This window comes from Pelistega indica (assembly GCF_000506865.1).
GTDB lineage: Bacteria > Pseudomonadota > Gammaproteobacteria > Burkholderiales > Burkholderiaceae_B > Taylorella > Taylorella indica.
Window position 1 is genome coordinate 1 of record NZ_AYSV01000133.1, and the last position, 16,235, is coordinate 16,235.

Annotated in this window: 14 protein-coding genes, 1 other RNA gene and 3 pseudogenes; 4 read left to right on the plus strand and 14 right to left on the minus strand. The window is 38.0% G+C overall.

Translation table 11 applies throughout. The annotated features are described in order from the left end of the window. Nucleotides 1-33: 33 nt before the first annotated feature. The 12 genes and pseudogenes from V757_RS26575 to gyrA form a co-directional block, all read right to left on the minus strand. Nucleotides 34-543, minus strand: a pseudogene (locus V757_RS26575) (S1 RNA-binding domain-containing protein); the annotation flags it as partial. 346 nt (nucleotides 544-889) lie between these two features. Continuing rightward, a complete protein-coding gene (locus V757_RS28205; RefSeq protein ID WP_218184517.1) occupies nucleotides 890-1,066 on the minus strand; it encodes a DpnD/PcfM family protein in 177 nt (58 codons plus the stop codon). Nucleotides 1,067-1,159: 93 nt separating this feature from the next. Continuing rightward, a pseudogene (gene dcm / locus V757_RS26580) lies at nucleotides 1,160-2,408 on the minus strand (DNA (cytosine-5-)-methyltransferase). 27 nt (nucleotides 2,409-2,435) lie between these two features. After that, nucleotides 2,436-3,410 (minus strand): Sau3AI family type II restriction endonuclease, encoded by a 975-nt coding sequence (locus V757_RS26585; RefSeq protein ID WP_218184520.1) that lies wholly within the window; start codon nucleotides 3,408-3,410, stop codon nucleotides 2,436-2,438. Nucleotides 3,411-3,432: 22 nt separating this feature from the next. Beyond that, complete coding sequence (locus V757_RS28990; protein ID WP_218184521.1) at nucleotides 3,433-3,813, minus strand: MutH/Sau3AI family endonuclease; 381 nt, start codon at nucleotides 3,811-3,813, stop codon at nucleotides 3,433-3,435. A 98-nt stretch (nucleotides 3,814-3,911) separates the two neighbouring features. Then, the gene (gene cmk, locus V757_RS26590) at nucleotides 3,912-4,568 is read right to left on the minus strand and encodes a (d)CMP kinase (RefSeq protein ID WP_023953219.1); all 657 of its coding nucleotides are present in this window, start codon (nucleotides 4,566-4,568) and stop codon (nucleotides 3,912-3,914) included. Next, nucleotides 4,565-5,878, minus strand: a complete 1,314-nt coding sequence (aroA, locus tag V757_RS26595; protein WP_023953221.1) for a 3-phosphoshikimate 1-carboxyvinyltransferase — start codon at nucleotides 5,876-5,878, stop codon at nucleotides 4,565-4,567. Before aroA ends, cmk begins: the two co-directional genes overlap by 4 nt. Nucleotides 5,879-5,906: 28 nt before the next feature. Further along, nucleotides 5,907-6,521 (minus strand): prephenate dehydrogenase, encoded by a 615-nt coding sequence (locus V757_RS26600; RefSeq protein WP_052019450.1) that lies wholly within the window; start codon nucleotides 6,519-6,521, stop codon nucleotides 5,907-5,909. A 16-nt stretch (nucleotides 6,522-6,537) separates the two neighbouring features. Then, entirely contained in the window at nucleotides 6,538-6,780 is a 243-nt protein-coding gene (locus V757_RS29715) for a prephenate dehydrogenase/arogenate dehydrogenase family protein (protein ID WP_052019452.1), read from the minus strand. 19 nt (nucleotides 6,781-6,799) lie between these two features. Continuing rightward, complete coding sequence (gene pheA / locus V757_RS26605; RefSeq protein ID WP_023953223.1) at nucleotides 6,800-7,888, minus strand: prephenate dehydratase; 1,089 nt, start codon at nucleotides 7,886-7,888, stop codon at nucleotides 6,800-6,802. Beyond that, a pseudogene (gene serC / locus V757_RS26610) lies at nucleotides 7,881-9,009 on the minus strand (3-phosphoserine/phosphohydroxythreonine transaminase). Before serC ends, pheA begins: the two are co-directional and overlap by 8 nt. Before the next feature lie 167 nt (nucleotides 9,010-9,176). Beyond that, nucleotides 9,177-11,840, minus strand: coding sequence for a DNA gyrase subunit A (gene gyrA, locus V757_RS26615; protein WP_031274891.1), 2,664 nt, complete (start codon nucleotides 11,838-11,840; stop codon nucleotides 9,177-9,179). 538 nt (nucleotides 11,841-12,378) lie between these two features. On the opposite strand from gyrA, the gene ompA reads away from it, so the two are divergent. The 3 genes from ompA to V757_RS26630 all read left to right on the plus strand — a co-directional run bounded on the left by ompA (nucleotide 12,379) and on the right by V757_RS26630 (nucleotide 14,429). Beyond that, nucleotides 12,379-12,951 (plus strand): outer membrane protein OmpA, encoded by a 573-nt coding sequence (ompA, locus tag V757_RS26620; protein WP_023953227.1) that lies wholly within the window; start codon nucleotides 12,379-12,381, stop codon nucleotides 12,949-12,951. Nucleotides 12,952-13,068: 117 nt separating this feature from the next. After that, nucleotides 13,069-13,773 carry a bifunctional 2-polyprenyl-6-hydroxyphenol methylase/3-demethylubiquinol 3-O-methyltransferase UbiG gene (gene ubiG / locus V757_RS26625; protein ID WP_023953229.1) on the plus strand — a complete coding sequence of 235 codons (705 nt, stop codon included), beginning with the start codon at nucleotides 13,069-13,071 and terminating at the stop codon, nucleotides 13,771-13,773. Then, complete coding sequence (locus tag V757_RS26630; RefSeq protein WP_023953231.1) at nucleotides 13,770-14,429, plus strand: HAD family hydrolase; 660 nt, start codon at nucleotides 13,770-13,772, stop codon at nucleotides 14,427-14,429. The genes ubiG and V757_RS26630 overlap by 4 nt, the downstream gene beginning before the upstream one ends. A 9-nt stretch (nucleotides 14,430-14,438) precedes the next feature. On the opposite strand, the gene ssrA is transcribed toward V757_RS26630, so the two are convergent. Further along, nucleotides 14,439-14,764, minus strand: a transfer-messenger RNA (tmRNA) gene (gene ssrA / locus V757_RS28210). Further along, the gene (locus tag V757_RS26635) at nucleotides 14,721-15,326 is read right to left on the minus strand and encodes a DUF1415 domain-containing protein (RefSeq protein ID WP_023953233.1); all 606 of its coding nucleotides are present in this window, start codon (nucleotides 15,324-15,326) and stop codon (nucleotides 14,721-14,723) included. Before V757_RS26635 ends, ssrA begins: the two co-directional genes overlap by 44 nt. A gap of 106 nt (nucleotides 15,327-15,432) precedes the next feature. Between V757_RS26635 and V757_RS26640 the strand changes: the two genes are divergently transcribed. Then, on the plus strand, nucleotides 15,433-16,101 hold the full coding sequence (locus tag V757_RS26640) for a hypothetical protein (RefSeq protein WP_023953235.1): 669 nt from the start codon (nucleotides 15,433-15,435) through the stop codon (nucleotides 16,099-16,101). Nucleotides 16,102-16,235 lie beyond the last annotated feature (134 nt).

The following is a 16,235-nucleotide window of genomic DNA, read 5'->3' on the forward strand; positions in this document are numbered from 1 at the left end:
AGTATAAACAACAGTTAATTACTAGCTTATCGATTCAAGCTTAATAACTTTAAATTCCATTGTTTTACCTTCGTATGGTGTTGTGTCTTTTACTGGACGTACGTCAACCAAAGAACCTGGTAAGAAAGCACGGATACCGTTAGTCATAACAGTTAAACCACCTTTTACTTTACCAGTAATAGTACCTGTAATCATTTCGCCTGACTCAAGCGCTTTTTCTAATGATAACCAAGCAGATAAACGTTTTGCACGATCACGAGATAGAATTGTGTCGCCATAACCGTTTTCTAAAGAATCAATGGCTACTGATACGAAGTCACCAGCTTGAACTTCGATTTCGCCTTGATCGTTTAAGAATTCTTCACGAGGAATGTAAGACTCTGATTTTAAACCAGCGTTTACAACAACGAAATTGTGCTCAACACGTACAACTTCGGCTGAAATCACCTCACCTGATTTCATATCTTGATTTTTAACACTTTCAGAAAATAAGTCTGCAAAGCTTTCGCCACCTAAGGCGTCTTGTAAATTGATAGTTGACATTAAAAATATCCAACAGCATATGCTGTAAAAACACACCAACCATTGCATAATATCAAAAACGATAAGTGCAATTATCAGTGGAGTTAAACAATACTCCCATCATCTATTACGTTTAGACAATGAAAGACCAATCCCTCTTTTAGAGGGAACTATTGATTTTATATAAAAAAACTTGACAATTCAAGTGGTTAGGGGAGAGATAAAAAAATACTTTCATGAGGAAAATATTAAACGGCAGTGAATTTTTATATTTTTCTTATTTAGTGGAGTGAAAAATATAAAAAACTATTTTCAAAATAGGTAACTAGCAAAACGGGGTGTATTCTTAGTAGAGAGCTAACCTATTCTAGTCATCAGACAAAATATTAAACTCTGCATCTAGAAAATCACTCCAATCCAGCACAATTTCTTCTTCACGATATAACTGGCGTACTTTTGTCAATGCTTCGTATTCATCCTCTGCTTCTATTGATACGATACGTACTAACTCTTCCGTAACCTCAACCATAAACCTTGTCATCATTATCCTTAGGAAAATTAATCTTGTACTTAGTATATGATCATTTTCTGGAAAAATCGAGAGGTGATATTTGTAATATACGCCATACCTTATAACTTATTCTGCCAAAATAATTTCTCTCAGCTTTGGTTCTAATCGTCTAATAATTCCTGTCACCAATGCATTACCCATCATAAAGTAACGATTTCGATTAGGCATTGTATCCGTCCAATGAGGAGGAAACATTTGTATTAATTCACACTCAACCGGCGTCAAAATACGATATTGCTGAAGTTGTTCATCAAAAATAATATGTGAAGAACGATTTAAAGTTCCCTCACTTGTCAGCATTGTCCGTGCTGGCTCTTCCATTTTTTCAGGAAAAGCCATTGCACCTTCACTATAAATATATTGATGACCATTGCTTGCCTTGCGTTCAATACGTTTAGCACCTTTCAAATATTTCCATTTATCTAACTTTTCATTTGCTACAACATATGCTGATAGAGAATCTCTATGGTATTTAACCGCTTGCTGAATAATTTGTGATAATGGATAAACTACCTCATCTTTAATATCTGGTTTTGCGTGCCAAATTATTCCATTATGCATTACCCCCATATCTTCAAACTTACCCTCAGCATACGAATTGGAAACAGCAAGTACATCTGTATAATTTACTAGAGAGCATAGTTCTTGTTTATCTATTCTTTCTATTGGAAATACTGAATTAAAAAAGTTATCCTCAATCAAATTCACATCTTTTGTCAGAAACTTTTGTGCAAATTTCAGCGTTTTATGAAATGCAAAAATAAACACTCGACGACGCTTCTGGGGCATACCATAATCACCAGCATTTATGACTCGCCAATGAACAAAATAACCTAAATCATCTAACGTCTTTAGCATAATAGCAAAGTCACGGCCACGACGAGAAGAAGGTGATTTTAATAATCTATCTACATTCTCTAATAAAATAAATGGTTGTTTTTTTTGCTTGAATAACATCTTTAATATCCCAAAAAAGTACGCCTTTTTTACCCTCGATTCCTTTTTCATTATTCAATGAACGAGCAACAGAATAATCCTGACATGGGAAACCACCGACAAGCAATGAATGTTGAGAGATTATTGATTTATCAACGACATGAATATCTTCATTAGAATGATTATCTGTTCCAAATCGTTTTACATAACAATCAAAGGCATGCTGAGTTTTCGTTGAGGGCTCAAATTGATTTGCCCACACGAAATCCCAATCATTATTTTCTACAGCACGTCCATCCACACCTATCTCTGTGATGTGATTTAGTCCAACACGGAACCCGCCTACACCGGCAAACAACTCAGCAACCGTTAATTTCATATAGCGAATTTTCCTTTTGAATAGATACTAACGAATGACACTAGCAATGTAATCATTATTAAGCCAAAAACACTGAGCCGTCATTTTATCACCATTCGGTAAAGTATCCATATCTCGTTCCTCTCCTCTACCATACTTCACACCATCTATAATATATGCTGCATTTCTCGCGCGAGGGCGAAGATGAAAAACCCTTGTATCTTTTTTGTTAGGCAGATTATTAATAATTTTACGTGGAGTAAACGTAAATTTAACTCCTTCAAGAAGAATAGTTTTGTAACGTTGCCATTCTTTTTTGACGATATTTTCTAAATCAGTCAAAGGCATATTCCAGAACATCGATTTACGTAAAATATATTTACCCTCATCATTTTCATTAAAAATTACAAATAAAAATCGTGCTTCTTCAAAGAACTGGTAAATCTGAGAATCATCAAATTCATTGCTCATGAAATCTACTATAGGAACATTGGCAAAAGACATACTCTCTTTAGGCAAACCATTTTTCTGAACACGAATTGTTTTGACAATAATATTCGCTTTACGAAACTCTGCCGCATCGGTATTAATACCCAACATCCGATTTACAAGCATTTTATTTTTCTGTTTAGCACTCGAACTTAGCAAATCAAATCGTTGATAAAGACTTTGCTCATCCATGCCATAATAGAAAGAGAGCTTTTTCTCAATTTCATCATCAAAACTGCTTGTGACTAATTCATTGGGTTTAAAAATAGATTCGTATTCATCCGATTGTTTAAACACATAATTGTTTAAAACAAAAGTCATATATGACTGTTTCAACGAATAGGCTCTCCGCTTAGCCAATTGATGGGGATTATAAAACTGAGGCTGTAGACTTTTTTCTGCTGTTGCTCCTTTCGTACAAGCGCCTAAATAACGTGTATCCCCCTCTGATAACTCATGTGCTAGACCAGCTCTAATTTTTTGAGCGATAATCTTAAAGTCCTCTTTGATGATAGCTAAGTCATTTTTTAGCATCTCATCATGGAGATTGTAATAGTTACAATTTTTTAATTTGATATTCTAAGCGAGCTAACTCTCTACTGCGCTGATACCAGATCATCAGCATTTTACTAATTTTCTTAGTCAATGAAGACTGCTCGAACTCTAACGGTACCTCCTCGTCATTAGGTATCATCGATATGACTAAGCGTTCTCCAGCCTTGTATTCTTCTTTCTTCTGGTGCTTCTCAAATGGCGTAACTTTCAACTCTACACCGACTTTATCAAAATCGGCTTCTTTTTTGCTATTCGGCTTATAACCGTAAAAAAACTCTTCGAGAAGTGTACCTAAACTGCCTTTATTGCTCGCTGAATTGAATCGTTGAGTTAACTCAGCGAGCTCTGTATCATCGCAACAGACCTCTTGCAGAACATTCAAAAAACTCTTAATTCAAAAGACTGTTGAGAGTGACGAATAATATCTCTTAAATCACTATCATCATAATTTTTGTTCATACACAAGATTCTCTCGATAAACTATTTAATACAATCAGCCCACGCTCCCAAAATCGCCTCCACTACTTCCTGGATACCCATATAACTAGAATCAATCACCACAGCATCCTCTGCTGGTTTTAGTGGGGCTACTGCTCTATTCATGTCTTGTTCATCACGACGTTTGAGGTCTACCAAAATTTCATCAAAGTTCGCTTCAATACCTTTATCCACCAATTGTTTATAACGGCGGTTGGCGCGTTCATTGACATCAGCCACAAGGAAAATTTTCAAGGGTGCTTGAGGAAATACCACCGTACCCATATCGCGACCGTCAGCGACCAATCCAGCGACGCCATGGATAAAGTTACGTTGTCGATCTAATAATGCTTGGCGTAAGGTTGGATAGGTTGCGATTTTTGATGCCATTTTGCCTGTAGACTCTAGGCGCAAAATATCACTGACTTCAACACCGTCTACAAAAACTTCACTCGTTTTAAACTGAATATCCAAATCGGATACTACTGCTGCCACTGCTCCCTCATCTTCTGGATTAATACCTTTTGTCTGTACAGCATAGGCACTAATACGATATAAGGCACCAGAATCTAAAATTGCCCATCCTAGTTTTTTTGCCACTAATGCACTTATTGTGCCTTTACCAGAAGCACTTGGGCCATCAATAGTAATTAAATTCATGCTACCAACCCTTTATAAACGTCAAAATACGTTGGGAATGTTTTTGCCACACAGTTTGGATCCATAATACGCACACCAACAGGACCAAATACCGCCAGTGAAAAACACATTGCCATACGATGATCATCATATGTATCTATACTCGCTGTGCGCCAGTGTTTTGGTGGTTCAATACGTAGCCAATCAGAACCTGACGATACGATTGCGCCTAGTTTTTCTAACTCTTTATGCATTGCCTCAATACGATCAGTTTCTTTGACTCGCCAACTAGCAATATTCCGTAAAGTACATGGACCATCAGCATATAATGCAAGCACTGCCGCTGTCATTGCGGCATCTGGGATTAAATTAAAATCCATATCAAAGGCCTTTAACAGCCCTTTATGTCCACGAACTTCTATACTGTTATCTTGTAGTTGAATATCAGCCCCCATATGCACTAATACATCAGCAAATTTGATATCGCCTTGTATACTAGATTTACCTACACCATTAATACGAATAGGTCCACCACCAACAAGTCCCAATGCCATAAAATAGGATGCTGATGACGCATCACCCTCTACAGCAAGATGGGAAATAGCCTGATATTTAGCATCCTTTGCAACAATAAAATGACTCCAATTATTGTTTTCAACTTTTACGCCAAAACGCTCCATCAGATTTAAAGTAATCGCAATATAAGGTTTAGAGATCAACTCTCCTTTAACCTTAATTTGGATATCTTGTTGGGTTTTACGAGTTATTAATGGTGAGACTAATAATAATGCTGTTAAGAATTGGCTCGACACTGAACCTTCTATCTCAATTGGAGCAGAAACGTTTAAATTTGAAGTATTAATTTGTAAGGGTGGATAGCCATCATTAAGCTTATATTCAATATTGCAACCAATGCTTTGAAGCGTCTCCACTAAATCTTTAATAGGACGTTCGTGCATTCTAGGAACACCATGTAAATAATAATCGCCCCCCATCACTGCCAATGCTGCCGTAAGCGGTCTAAAAGCCGTACCTGCATTTCCTAAGAAAATATCTGCTTTTGTTTGAGGAAATTGTGAATGATCAAATGCATTAATCCCCTCAACTTCATACTCGTCATGATTAAGTTGAACAATACGAACTCCTAACGTTTTTAATGCAGCAAGCATTACATCTGTATCATCTGACTTAAGTACACCTGTCAGACGTGTCTTACCTTCAGCTAAAGCCGCTAAGAGCAATACTCTATTTGAAATGCTTTTAGAACCAGGCAACGTCACCTCTCCTTTTGCCTGATTCACTTGATTCAAATCTAGATAATCATCAGCCATTTTCCCTCTCCCTTCATTCACGCCTTCTTTAATTCTTTATGACTTTCCAATTTTGTCTTGCCTTTGCGGCGACAGAAAGCCATTGATAGAGCTGTTCAGCATCTTTATTTTCTAATAACTGCTTAAAATAATTAAATTCTTTTTCAAAATCTCGCATCTGCGAAAGCATGGCTTCTTGATTACTTAAAAAAATATCACGCCACATTTCCGGAGAACCTGCCGCAATGCGAGTAAAATCTCTAAAACCAGTACCACCCATATTCAATGCTTGTTTACGAATAGGATCTGACTCCATAAATGACATATAACAAGCCGCTAAGAAATGGGGAAAATGGCTAACTGCCGCATAGATATCATCATGGTCTTTAGCTTGTTTTAATAACTGTACCGTTGCCCCACAACTTTCCCATAAAGATTGAATTAATGCTACCGATTCAGATGAATTCTCTGGTAACGGTGTAATAATGACGTTTTTATCCTGAAATAAATCAGAAATCGCCGCTGTTGGTCCCGATGCATGAGAACCTGCAATAGGATGTGCCGGTATAAATTGATGAATTTTATTGTCAAAAACCTTGCGTGCAATTTCAATAATTTTGGCCTTGGTACTCCCTACATCACTAACTATCGTATTGGCAGGCAATAAGGGGGCTAATACATTAGCGATTCCCTACAAATGCATTAACAGGCGCTGCTATCACTATCACATCAGCAAGCGTAGCCATCTCAGCAATTGTGACGACTTCATCAATAATACCCAACGCCTTAGCTAGACCCAGACTATTATCATCTTTTCCTGCACCAAGTACTTTCTCTACGAGTCCTTGGCGTTTCAATGCTAATGCAAAAGATCCACCAATTAAACCAACGCCAATAATACCTAGAGTTTTAATTTTTTTCATCTCTCACTAGTCTACTCGCTTACTGCATAGGGTATGAGCCTAAAATTTTAAAGAAAGCTGATTGTTCTTTTAATTCATTAAGCGCTAACGAAACTGACTCATCATTTTGATGGCCTAAAACATCCACATAGAAATAATATTCCCATTGCCCTGTACGTGCGGGTCTAGACTCAAAACGAGTCATAGAAACACCATGTTTAGCAAATGGCGAAATCATATCGTAGACAGCACCTGCGCGGTTAGGTACAGCAAAGATTAAACTTGTCTGGTCTTTACCACTTGGTAACGCCTCAATCTTACCAATAGCTAAAAAGCGCGTTTTGTTATTGGCATCATCTTGAATGCCTTCTGTGACAACAGTTAAACCATAAATACGAGCAGCTTGCATCCCCGCAATTGCCAAGCACGATTCATCTTCAGCAGCAATTTTAGCTGCTTCCGAATTACTTGCTGCTGGCACACGCTCTAGATGAGGATAATTCACCATCAACCATTGATGACACTGTGCCAAGGCTTGCGGATGACCTAATAAACGATTAACTTTAGATAAATCTCCCGTTTTATGTAATAAGCAATGACGAATTGGTAATGTTCTTTCACCATGTACTTTTAACATACTACTCAATAATAAATCTTGAGTACGGTTAACAGCACCCTCGGTGGAGTTCTCGACAGGTACCATCCCAACATTTGCACGCCCTGTTTCAACTGCTCTAAATACTTCATCAAAAGACACACAAGGTAATTTTTGAATAGCATGGCCATAATATTCCAATGCTGCTTGTTCAGAAAAAGAACCTTCTGGCCCAAGATACGCTACCACCAAACCTCTTTCTAACCCTCTACAAGCAGAAATAATTTCCGTCCAAACAGCACCCACCGCATCAGAAGGGAAAAGTTTTGACTTATTCGCTTCTTGTAATCGTCGAATAATTTGTGCTTCTCTCTCAGGCTTTAAAATGGTTTCGGTTTCTCCAAAAGTCTGTTTCACCTCTCCCACACTAACGGCCAATTGCGCTCTTTCGTTGAGTAAGGTTAATAATTGCTCATCTACAGCATCAATGCGCTGACGCAAAGGCAGTAATGCTTCTTGTAAAGTTTTAGCCATGTGATTGCTCAAATTCTTTTAAAAATTCAACTAACGCACGTACGCCGTCTATAGGCATAGCATTATAAATAGAAGCTCTCATGCCTCCAACTGATTTATGCCCTTTGAGACCAAGTAGCCCTCTTTGCTTTGCTTGTGCTAAAAATTCTGTATTTAAATTATCATCGGATAACACAAATGGTACATTCATAAGCGAACGATTTGCAGGATAAATCTTATTGTGATAAAAATCACTTTGATCCAATGCCGCATACAATAGTGCTGCTTTTTCTTGGTTACGTTTTTCTATAGTCGCTAAACCACCTTGTTTTAACAGCCACTTAAATACTAACCCACAAATATAAATACTATATGTCGGTGGTGTATTAAAACGAGACCTTTCTGCCGCCACATTAGCATAATCAAAGGCTGATGGACAATGTGGCATCGCTTTACCTAACAAATCACGCTTAACAATAGTTACCGTCACACCTGCGGGACCAGCATTTTTTTGTGCACCCGCATAAATTAAACCAGTCTTGGTGACATCAAACGGACGTGATAAAAAATGAGACGACATATCTAAGGCAAGAGGTACCTCAGGTGCACCAATTGCTTGCATATCAGGCAAATCAAATAACTCTAAACCACCAATAGTCTCATTAGTACAAATATGGAGATAAGAAGATGCTGGATTCACTTTCCAGTCAGAATAATCGGGAAACCAACAAAATTTACCATATACTTTTCCATCAATTTCTTTTTCTTCTTGGCTTGAAGCAGCAATATTGACGTCGCCATATCGAACAGCTTCTTTATATGATTTTTGTGACCAGCTGCCCATCACCGCGTAATCTGCTGTTTTCGCCTCTCTTGTCCACAATAGATTCATTGGAACAATTCGCATTTTCAGCCGTTGCCCCACCCTGCATAAACATGACAGCATAATCATCAGGAATAGATAATAACGCTCTCAAGTCATCCTCTGCTTCATCACAAATTTGAGTAAATTCTGCTCCGCGATGACTCATTTCCATCACAGACATCCCACTACCATGCCAATCCAACATTTCTGCAGCAGCTTGCTCTAATACCTCAGTAGGTAATTTTGATGGACCAGCAGAAAAATTCCATACTGTCATAGACATTCCTTCTTTAAATTTAAAATGGGTGAAAAATATTCACCCATTTCTGATTATTAATAAACCTTCATTTTTAATGTTAATGTGCAGTTTTTCAAGCGTAATTCAAACAAACTTAATACATTACAATTCATTGTGAAAACCTGCACACCAAAAACACCACATTATCAATCAATATCACTAGCATTTTCTTCTGCTGATGGGTCGCTAGTATCAGCTTTTGATGCCAACTCCACCTCTTCATCAGTCTCATCATCTGCATCGGATTCAGCTACTCGACGAATACCTGAAAGCACAGTGCCCTCATCAACCCTGATTAAAGTCACACCTTGAGTGGCACGGCCCATTTCACGAATTTGGTCGACTTTGGTACGAACTAATACACCACCAGTAGTAATTAACATAATTTCATCACTTGGCTCAACCAGAACAGCAGCAACAACCTTACCATTGCGTTCAGATGTTTGAATGGCAATCATACCTTTTGTGCCTCGGCTATGACGCGTGTATTCAGTAATTGATGTACGCTTACCGAAACCATTTTCAGTTGCTGTCAAGACACTTTGTTCTTCATCACCAGCGACTAATAATGAAATAACTGATTGTCCCTCTTCAAGGTTCATCCCTCTGACACCTCTAGCCGTACGTCCCATCGAACGCACATCGTTTTCATCAAAGCGAACTGCTTTTCCTGCATCAGAGAACAACATTACGTCATGTTTGCCGTCAGTCAACTCAGCGCCGATGAGGTAATCTCCCTCATCTAAATTCACTGCAATAATACCGGCTTTACGTGGATTAGAAAAATCTGATAGTGGTGTTTTCTTAACAGTACCTTGTGCTGTTGCCATAAACACATATTGATTATCAGAAAACTCTTTAACCGCTAAGACAACAGTAATTCGCTCACCTTCTTGTAAGTTAAATAAATTCACAATTGGTTTACCACGCGAGTTACGTGTACCTTGTGGAACTTCCCAAACTTTTAACCAATATACTCTACCATGGTTAGAGAAGCATAGTAAGTAGTCATGAGTATTAGCAATAAAGAGCTGATTAATCCAATCATCCTCTTTCATAGCTGTTGCTTGTTTACCCCTGCCACCACGTTTTTGCGCACGGTATTCAGATAACGGTTGACTCTTAATATAGCCGCTATTAGACATAGTTACGACCATATCTGTTGGCGTAATCAAATCTTCTGTATCTAAATCACCACCATGTAAATCAATAGAAGAACGACGCACATCCTTAACTTTGTCAGAAAACTCTGCTTTAATTTGTAAAAGCTCTTCTGTAATAATTGTAGTAACTCGTTGTGGATTAGCTAAAATATCTAGAAAATCAGAAATGGCTTTCATTGACTCTTCATATTCATTGATAATTTTATCTTGCTCTAATCCTGTTAAGCGACTCAAACTCATCGCTAAAATGGCATTTGTTTGCTCACGGCTAAGTTGATATAAACCACTTGTTACTTGTAAACCAAACTCTTCACCTAAATTTTCTGGCTTAAAGGCAATCATGCCACCTAATGTATTTTCTTGATCAACTCGTTCAAGTAAACCTCTCACCAATGCTGAATCCCATTGACGTTCCATTAAACGCTCTCTTGCCATATCTACATTAGCAGACGAGCGAATAATAGCAATAAAGTCATCAATATTAGCTAAAGCTACCGCTAAACCCTCTAGAATATGCCCACGGTTTCTCGCTTGTCGTAGACGATAAACAGTTCGGCGAGTCACTACTTCACGGCGATGCTCTAAGAAATACTCAACTAATTGTTTTAAGTTTAATAATCTAGGCTGACCATCAACTAGTGCCACCAAGTTCATACCAAAGGTATCTTGTAATTGCGTATGCTTAAAGAGATTATTTAATACAACCTCTGGTACTTCACCACGTTTCAATTCAATTACAACACGCATACCTTTTTGGTCAGACTCATCACGTATATCAGCAATACCTTCAATACGTTTTTCACTTACCAATTCAGCAATTTTGACTTGCAACGCTGTTTTATTTACTTGATAAGGTAACTCATCAATAATAATAGCTTGACGGTTAACCTTCTCTAAATCCTCAAAATGCGTACGAGCTCTCATGACCACCCGGCCACGTCCAGTACGATACCCTTCCCTTACACCTTGGATACCATAAATAATGCCACCTGTAGGAAAGTCTGGTGCTGGAATAAGCTCAATCAAATCATCGACCGTGCACATAGGATTCCGCAAACAATATAAACACCCATCAATTACTTCAGCTAAATTATGAGGAGGAATATTAGTTGCCATCCCAACGGCAATACCAGAACTACCATTAACTAAAAGATTAGGTAAACGTGTTGGTAATAATTTTGGCTCTTGCTCACTACCGTCGTAGTTAGGTCCAAAATCAACGGTTTCTTCTTCGATATCTTCTAGCAATTGATGAGCAATTTTAGATAAACGAATCTCGGTATAACGCATTGCTGCAGCACCATCACCGTCTACCGAACCAAAGTTACCTTGGCCATCAACAAGCATATAGCGTAAAGAAAAATCTTGTGCCATACGCACAATAGTGTCATAAACAGCTTGGTCACCATGAGGATGGTATTTACCGATAACATCACCCACAATACGTGCTGATTTTTTGTAGGCACTATTCCAACTATTGTTAAGTTCATTCATCGCATAAAGAACGCGACGATGTACAGGCTTCAAACCATCACGGACATCAGGCAATGCACGCCCCACAATAACACTCATGGAATAGCTTAAATAGCTACGGCGCATTTCTTCTTCTAGTGAAATAGGCAAGGTTTCTTTTGCAAATGAATCCAAGTTACTCATTTATCATTAATTCCTATATGGTAAAACGGAGTTTTACATGGTAATTAGTCATAGCTTTCGATTTTAACACCGTTCCATCAGCATAATGGGGGTAGACTACGATAATCAAAAAATTAGCCTAACGCCTCTTTAACCCCCTTACTGAGAATCTCCAAAAAAATTGCAATGCACAATTTTTTTGTCCTTTTAAGAAAAAACATTTAACTAAAATCCTTTAATTAGGCTTTGAACAAAATCAACTCATAAGCAACCAACTTCTAGAAATCACTTTAGCATTTCATTTATCATTTGTTGCTATGATACAACAAGTATGGTATAAAAACCACAATCTCATAAATTCATTCGAAAAACTAGCATTAATACTCAACAAAAACCCTAGAAATCACTTAATATAAACAAGAGAACACAGGGAATATGAACAAAAGTTTTGAAACAAGCCGAAAGGATTGTTATACTAACCCTGATTTCCATTCTGCGGCGTTATCGCTGCGAGTCAATTTTTTAGCTATTTAGCTCATCGAGGAGAAATATGAACAAGCCCTCTAAATTCGCATTAGCAATCGCCGTTGCTTTATCTGCATCTGCTGGCGTTGCTTCAGCTCAAACAATCGACAACTGGGTTAACCCTTACGGTCTAACTTGGATGAACGGTACAAATGAACATTGCTGGCGTAATAACTTCTGGACACCAGCTACTGCAGCACAAGGTTGTGGTGCAGCAGCTCCAGCTGCTCCAGAAGTAACTGCTAACAAAGTAACTTTCAATGCCGATACATTCTTCGACTTTGACCGTGCTACTTTAAAACCAGAAGGTCGTAACATTCTTGACCAAGTTGCTGCTCAAGTTCAACAACTTAACCTAGAATCATTAATCGCTGTTGGTCATACTGACTCAATTGGTTCTGATGCATACAACCAACGCTTATCTGAGCGTCGTGCTGCCGCTGTTAAGAACTATTTGGTATCTAAAGGTGTTCCAGCTGATCAAATCATCGCGTCTGGTCGTGGTGAGACTCAACCTGTAGCTGACAATGCTACTCGTGAAGGTCGCGCTAAAAACCGTCGCGTAGAAATCGAAATCGTAGGTTCTCCACGTCAATAATCTTTTTTAGATTATTTCGGTTTCTCAAGACCCCTATCAAAGGGGTCTTTTTTTATGCCTATCCGATTTATGCTAAAATCCTCGTATTGATTAAATGACACTTAAAGAGCAAATGCTATGCAAGAAAATAATGTAAATCCCGCCGAAATTGATAAATTTAGTGCACTTGCTTCTAAATGGTGGGATCCCGACAGTGAATTTAAACCTCTACACGAAATCAATCCTTTACGTTTACAATGGATTGAAGAACAAGTTGGTGGTAACTTAACTGGTCTACGAATTGTAGATATTGGTTGTGGTGGTGGTATTCTTGCCGAAAGCATGGCCAAAAAAGGGGCTCAAGTATCTGGTATTGATCTTGCCCAAAAATCCCTTACCGTCGCTAAACTTCATGGTCTTGAAAGTGGTATTAAAGTTGATTACCAATGTATTAGTGCAGAAGATTTTGCTGCACAACATGCTGGAGAATTTGATGTAGTGACATGTATGGAAATGCTAGAGCATGTGCCTAATCCTGCGTCCATTATTCATGCTTGTTATCAGTTAGTTAAACCTGGTGGTTATGTCATCTTTTCAACCATCAATCGCAACCCTAAATCTTATGCGTTAGCCATCGTAGCCGCAGAGTACATTATGAACATGGTTCCTAAAGGCACCCACCATTATGAAGGCTTCCTAAAGCCCAGTGAAGTTATGCGTGCTGCTCGACAAAGCGGTCTCTATCTGCAGGAACTCAAAGGTTTAGAATATAACCCTTTACGCAAAGTGTATTTTTTATCTAACGATACCAGCGTTAACTATATGCTTTCTACTAGAAAATGATAAAAACTGTTTTTTTTGATTTTGATGGCACTTTAGCAGATACAGCACAAGACTTAGTACAAGCTGCCAATAAACAGCGGATTCGTGCAGGTCTGCTGTCTCTACCTTTTGAGAGTTTGCGTGGTTATGCCTCACAAGGATCACCCGGATTACTCAAAGCAGCATTGAATTTGTCTACTGAGGATGCTAACTATCCTAGTATCAAAGAGCAATTTTTAGCTGACTACTTTGACTGCATGACTGATAAAACGGTGCTATTTGAAGGAATTGCGGAATTACTTGATACATTAGAATTACAGCAAATAAGCTGGGGAATTGTTACCAATAAAGCCGAAAACTTATCTTTTCCTATTTTTGACTATCTTGGTCTAACTCACCGTAGTATTGCCAATATCTGTGGTGATACAGCTGCTCGCCCCAAACCTTATCCTGATCCATTATTACTAGCCGCACAAAAAGCACAAGTTAGCCCTCATGAGTGTATATATGTAGGTGATGATGAAAGAGATATTATCGCAGGCAAAGCAGCTGGTATGAAAACAATTGCTGTCGGTTATGGCTATGGCCCTGATTTAAAAACAATTAGCCAATGGAATGCTGATAAAGTAGTAACCAGTCCATGTGAACTATGGGATACTATCAATATTCTAAGATAAAAAGATACAAAAAAGGCAGCCGAAGCTGCTTGATTCGTTCTGTTGCCAAGTGAATCACACTCCTAGCGGCCTGTTATTAGGCGGCTAATGCGTAACTTTCATCGTTTGCATTTATAAGTTTTGCTTGATTTACGGTCATCGCCTACCGGCTGCCAATCTTCCTATTTACCCCTGTCGAAACCAATACGTCCCCATCAGTAAGATACTGTACCAATACCCTATTGGTGGAGACGGCGGGAGTTGAACCCGCGTCCAGAAATCCGTCAGTCGACTAGATATACAGCTTAGTGTTTATTCTAACACATATTTAGCTAACTGCGAATATTTTTTACTAATTTCTCCTTCCATTTGCATCAGCTCCATCCACTTTTCTCGTCCAATTAATTGTAATCGTTGAATATTTTTCTCGAAGATAGTTTCTGGGTTAGGGAATTGTGCCACTGCCCTATCAATGCTATTTTCACGTAATAAATGCAAAATAGGATACGGCGAACGGTTGGTATAATTCCCTAAATCATCTTTTTGTGTTCCTGCAAATTGATAATCAGGATGAAAATCAGCTATTTGGAAAATACCTATTAAATTCATTGACTCAAGGACTGAATCCATTACCCCTAAATAGTCATTAAAGGCAAGGTAATCTTGGAGTAACTGTGGCAATACTATCAATGTTGTATCTGTAATCGTATCAGGTGTGTTATACAGATACAATAATTCTTCTTGGACAAACTGAGGTAATCCTTCTAGGTCATCATCATAAATAACTATTCTTACCTGATTTTTAATATATACACTTTTTGCAAAAGGACATAAATTTAAACCAATCACGATATTTTCCAACCATTGCCTGGTCAATTGTTCTATTTGTTCGATTTGTGAAGACGATAAATATTGCATACGAAACTGTCTGAAGCTAACGAGCCTAATTAAAGATTGTCAATTGTATTTTTATTCATTCATCTTTAAGGTAAAATGAACGAACTATTTTACTATGTTTAGATATATGAACACGGCATTTATTATTCCAACAGCAATTAGCGATTCTTCAGTTCCTATGCATGCTACTGAGCAATGCTTACAAACAATCAAAAGCATTGAAGCGCTTCCTACTCTCTGTGGAATTGGCATTGTCGAGTATTCTGCCCAACCTATATTGGCAGAATTTCAAGAAAAGCTCTTAGATCGTACTAGCTTCATTGCTGCCTATCAGCGTGATGATAAAATCAATGCCTTAGCGAACTCTATCACCCCTCTTCAATCTACAACGTTAAGCCATATTGCCGGGTTAGCATGGTTCTTTGGTGTTTGTGCCGTCAACAATATTTTCCCTCAAAAGACTCAAATTATTGTCATTGAGCCCGGGATGACTATTGATCAAACAATTTTTGAACAAATCACATCCCTTCAACATCAAGATAAATATATTTTTGCTCCACCCAAGTCTTCTACTTTAAGTAAAGATCAAACTGGTGGTATTTTCCTACAACTCAATACACAAATTTGGAGTTTGACTAGCGATAAATTAGAAGACATAGCTGACGTATTGAATAAATCAGTGCATTATACCTACGAACGATTGCTAGAACATGGTCATGCAGACCTATCACATACCTTATTTAAATTCATTAATTCAAGTGATATTTTCTTTTTAAAACAACTTGAACAATCGTAACTCATTCTCGAATGCTAACGTCCAATCAGGTATTTTTTTTGCCAATAGCGTGGCCAATTTTGTATTACTCAAAATAGCTGACCGTGGACGTTCAGCGACCTGATATTTTTCTTGCTGTAACTTAGCATAATCAC

Coding starts and splice junctions, on each gene's coding strand:
- V757_RS28205 (WP_218184517.1), bottom strand. CDS start 1,066: ATGATGACAAGGTTTATGGTTGAGGTTACGGAAGAGTTAGTACGTATC.
- V757_RS26585 (WP_218184520.1), bottom strand. CDS start 3,410: ATGCTAAAAAATGACTTAGCTATCATCAAAGAGGACTTTAAGATTATC.
- cmk (WP_023953219.1), bottom strand. CDS start 4,568: ATGAATTTAATTACTATTGATGGCCCAAGTGCTTCTGGTAAAGGCACA.
- aroA (WP_023953221.1), bottom strand. CDS start 5,878: ATGGCTGATGATTATCTAGATTTGAATCAAGTGAATCAGGCAAAAGGA.
- V757_RS29715 (WP_052019452.1), bottom strand. CDS start 6,780: ATGAAAAAAATTAAAACTCTAGGTATTATTGGCGTTGGTTTAATTGGT.
- pheA (WP_023953223.1), bottom strand. CDS start 7,888: ATGGCTAAAACTTTACAAGAAGCATTACTGCCTTTGCGTCAGCGCATT.
- ompA (WP_023953227.1), top strand. CDS start 12,379: ATGAACAAGCCCTCTAAATTCGCATTAGCAATCGCCGTTGCTTTATCT.
- ubiG (WP_023953229.1), top strand. CDS start 13,069: ATGCAAGAAAATAATGTAAATCCCGCCGAAATTGATAAATTTAGTGCA.
- V757_RS26630 (WP_023953231.1), top strand. CDS start 13,770: ATGATAAAAACTGTTTTTTTTGATTTTGATGGCACTTTAGCAGATACA.
- V757_RS26635 (WP_023953233.1), bottom strand. CDS start 15,326: ATGCAATATTTATCGTCTTCACAAATCGAACAAATAGAACAATTGACC.
- V757_RS26640 (WP_023953235.1), top strand. CDS start 15,433: ATGAACACGGCATTTATTATTCCAACAGCAATTAGCGATTCTTCAGTT.